Source organism: Variovorax sp. 20P10.2.4 (assembly GCF_058244205.1).
Genome location: NZ_JBZAYE010000717.1, coordinates 1 through 3464, shown reverse-complemented (window position 1 = coordinate 3464; position 3464 = coordinate 1). Strand labels below are relative to the sequence as shown.

Annotated in this window: 4 protein-coding genes and 1 pseudogene; all 5 read right to left on the bottom strand. The window is 72.4% G+C overall.

Going from position 1 to position 3464, the window contains the following annotated elements; translation table 11 throughout:
- A partial coding sequence (locus AC27VN_RS36240; RefSeq protein ID WP_490879757.1) for a tripartite tricarboxylate transporter substrate-binding protein occupies window positions 1-728 on the bottom strand: 728 nt, incomplete at its 3' end.
- Between the two features lie 112 nt (window positions 729-840).
- The gene (locus AC27VN_RS36235) at window positions 841-1860 is read right to left on the bottom strand and encodes a pyridoxal-phosphate dependent enzyme (protein ID WP_490879756.1); all 1020 of its coding nucleotides are present in this window, start codon (window positions 1858-1860) and stop codon (window positions 841-843) included.
- A gap of 4 nt (window positions 1861-1864) precedes the next feature.
- Window positions 1865-2266: a RidA family protein gene (locus AC27VN_RS36230; RefSeq protein ID WP_490879755.1), complete on the bottom strand. Its 402-nt coding sequence runs from the start codon at window positions 2264-2266 to the stop codon at window positions 1865-1867.
- Between the two features lie 91 nt (window positions 2267-2357).
- A complete protein-coding gene (locus AC27VN_RS36225) occupies window positions 2358-2972 on the bottom strand; it encodes an SCO family protein (RefSeq protein WP_490879754.1) in 615 nt (204 codons plus the stop codon).
- Window positions 2969-3464 (bottom strand): annotated as a pseudogene (locus tag AC27VN_RS36220) (PepSY domain-containing protein); the annotation flags it as partial. The pseudogene AC27VN_RS36220 and the gene AC27VN_RS36225, both read right to left, overlap by 4 nt.

Genomic DNA, 3464 nt, shown 5'->3' with positions numbered 1-3464 from the left:
GACAGGGTCGGCACCTCGGGCACGCTGGCCGCGCGGCGCGGGCCGGTCACGGCCAGCATGCGGATCTTGCCGGCGCGGTGCGCGCCCAGGAAACCGCCGAGCGCATCGACGGCGGCCGGAATCTGGTTGCCCATCAGGTCGGCCAGCAGCGGCGCGCCGCCCTTGTAGGGCACGGGCAGCAGTTCGATGCCCTCCTTCTTGCCGACCACGTAGCCCACGAAGTGCGGCGAACTGCCCGCGGCGGGCACGCCGAAGCTGCGCGCCTCCTGCTTCGCGCGCGCCAGCGCCAGGTACTCCTGCAGCGTCTTCGCGGGCTGCGCCGCGCTGACCGCGAGCGCCACCTCGAAGGTCGCGAGCCGCGCTACCGGCGCGAAGTCCTTCACCGGGTCGTACTTCACCGAGCGCGAGGTCAGCGGCAGGGTCGAGAACATGTGGCTGTTGCCCAGCAGCAGCGCGCTGCCGTCGGGCGGCAGTGCACGGAACTGCTCGGCCGCGATCTGGCCGCCCGCGCCGGGGCGGTTGTCCACCACCACGGTGGCGCCCAGGCGCTTCTGCAGTTCCTCCGCGTAGAGGCGTGCCACCGCGTCGGCCGTGCCGCCCGCGGGATAGCCGACCACCAGGCGGATGGTGCGGCCGGCCGTAGCGGACGGCTGCGCCGCGGCCAGCGGCGGCAAGGCAGCGGCGATGACGCCGGCGGGCAGCAGGGGCAGGAAGGCGCGACGCTTCATCGGGGGTTCTCCGAAAGACAAGGGACGGACGGCAACGAGCGGCTGGCGGGCGCGACGCGCACCCACCGGCCACGGAACAACGAACGCAACGAAGAGGAAAAAAAGCCGGCGCTCAGGCCTCGAGCAACTGCTCGCCGCGCGCGAGCTGGCGCGCGTAGGTCTCGGCATCGAGGTTCGCGCCGCAGACGATCAACCCGGTGCGCTGCCCGCGCAATTCCTCGCGCAGGGGCCCGAGCAGCGCGGCCAGCGCCGTCGCGCCGGCCGGTTCCACCGCCAGCTTGGCATCGCGGAACATCACGGCCATCGCGCGGCAGATCTCGTCGTCGCTCACGGTCACGATGCGCTCCATGTGGCGCCGGCACAGCCCGTAGGCCATCGGCGTGGTCATCGGCGGCGCCAGGCTGTCGGCGATGGTCGAGAGCTTCTCCATGCGCTGCGGCGAGCCGGCCTCGAAGCTGCGCCGCATCACGTCGGCGCCCTCGGGCTCGATGCCGATCACGCGGCAGCCCGGCATCAGCTTGCGGATCGCCGTGGCCACGCCGCTGCCGAGGCCGCCGCCGCCCACGGCCACCAGCACCGTGTCGAGGCCCGGCACCTGTTCGGCGAACTCGAGCCCCACGGTGGCGGTGCCCAGCGAGGTGCCCTCGCCCTCGAAGGGATGGATGAAGGTGCGGCCCTCGTCGCGCACCAGCGCCTCGGCCATCGCGAAGCCGGTGGCGCCGTCGGGCGCGATCAGCAGTTCGGCGCCGTAGGCGCGCGCCATCGCCACGCGCGCCGGATTGGCCGAGGCCTGCACCACGATCTTCGCGGAGACGCCGGCCTCGCGCGCCGCGAAGGCCGCGGCCACCGCGTGGTTGCCGGCGCTCATCGCGGTGATGCCGCGCGCCTTCTGCTCGCTCGACAGTCGGCGCGCCACGTTGAGCGCGCCGCGCGCCTTGAAGGTGCCGGTGCGCTGGAACAGCTCGAGCTTCATGTGCACGTCGGCGCGACCGAGCAGGCGCTCGACCGTGGGTCCGTGCAACGGCGCGACCGGCGTGCGCAGCAGCCCCTGCGCATTGGCGCGCGCGGTCTCGCGGATGGCCTCGAGGTCGAGGTCGGGCAGTTCGGAAGCGGCGGGGGATGCGGTGCTCATGGCGTCAGGCTCCAGGTGCGCGGCGGGCGCGGCGTGCATGCGCGATGGCTTCGATCTCGACCAGCGCGCCCGGCACCATCAGGTCGGCGCGCACCGTAGAGCGCGCGGGTGCGGGGCCCGCGGCGGGGTCGAAGCATTCGGCATAGCTGCGGTTGAATTCGGCGAAGTCCTCCACGCGCGACAGCCACACGGTGGTCTTCGCGACATCGGCGAGCCCCAGGCCCTCGGCCGCGAGGATCTCGCCGATGCGTCCGAGGCAGCGCCGCGTCTGCTCGCCGACCGTGTCGCCCTCGATGCGCCACTGGGCGTCGAAGGCCATCTGGCCGCTGACGAAGACGAGCTCGCCCTCGCGGCGCGACGGGGAGAAGAACGGAGGGGCCACGGCGGGCGTCGGGTCGGTCTGCATGCGAGGCAGTCTATAGACGGCCGCGCGGCGCGTCCTTTGCGCGACGGGCGAAAACTTATGCGCGAGCGACGCCGCGCGTGAGGACTTTCCCTCAGCCCGCCGCCAGCAGCGCGCGCACGTCCGCGGTGAATTCGCTCGCGCTCTGCGCATAGCGCATCACCACGCGCATGCGGCCCTTGCGGTCGATCAGGTAGGTGAAGGCCGAATGGTCCATGGTGTACGAGGTGCGCGTGGGCACCTTCTCGTAGAACACCTTGAACTCCTTCGCCGTCGCCTCGGTCTGCGCGAGGTCGCCGCGCAGCCCGAGGAAACTCGGGTCGAAGGCCGCCGTGTAGGCGCGCATCACCTCGGGCGTGTCGCGCTCCGGGTCGACGGTGACGAAGATCACCTGCAGGTCGTCGCCGGCCGCGCCCAGCTGCTGCTTGACCTCCGCCGCGCGCGTCAGCGCGGTCGGGCAGATGTCGGGGCACTGGGTGAAGCCGAAGAAGATCATCACCACCTTGCCCTTGAAGTCGGCCAGCGTGCGGCGCTTGCCGTCGGGATCGCTCAGCGCGAAGTCGCGGCCGTAGTTGGCGCCCGTGATGTCGGTACCGGTGAAGCTCGGCTTCGGCTCGGATTCGCCGCAGGCGGCCAGTGCGGCCCACAGGGGCAGCGTGGCTGTGCCCAGCAGCAGGCGGCGGCGGGTCGTCGGTAGTACGCGGGTCATGGATGTTCCTTCGAGGGAGTGAATGGGGGAATGCGCCGGGCCGCCGGCTTCGGTGTCAGCTTGCGGCCCAGCCGGCGCCAGCCGATCACCACGCCCGTGAGGCTCAGCGCCGCGCCACCGAGGCTCAGCAGCACCATCGCCAGGTCCCACAGCGGGCGGCGTTCGAGCAGCGGGCGCCAGTCCCAGCTGTGCAGCATCGCGAACAGCCAGCGGCTGGCGCGGCGATGGCTGTCGCTGCGGTTCAGCAGCGCACCGGTGCGCGGATCGACATGGGCCCAGGTGCCGGCCTCGTCCGCGAACACCACGCGCCAGATGGGCAGCGGCTTGTCGCCGCCGCCGGTCATGGTGTGCGGCTCGCGCGTGTAGTAGTGGCTGTCGTAGGCGGTCAGCACCTCGATGCGCGCGACCGGCGCGCTAGAGAGCTTCGCGACCGCGGCCTTCAACGCGTCGGCGTCCAGCGCCGTGGGCGCGGCGCTGGCGGCATCGAGCACC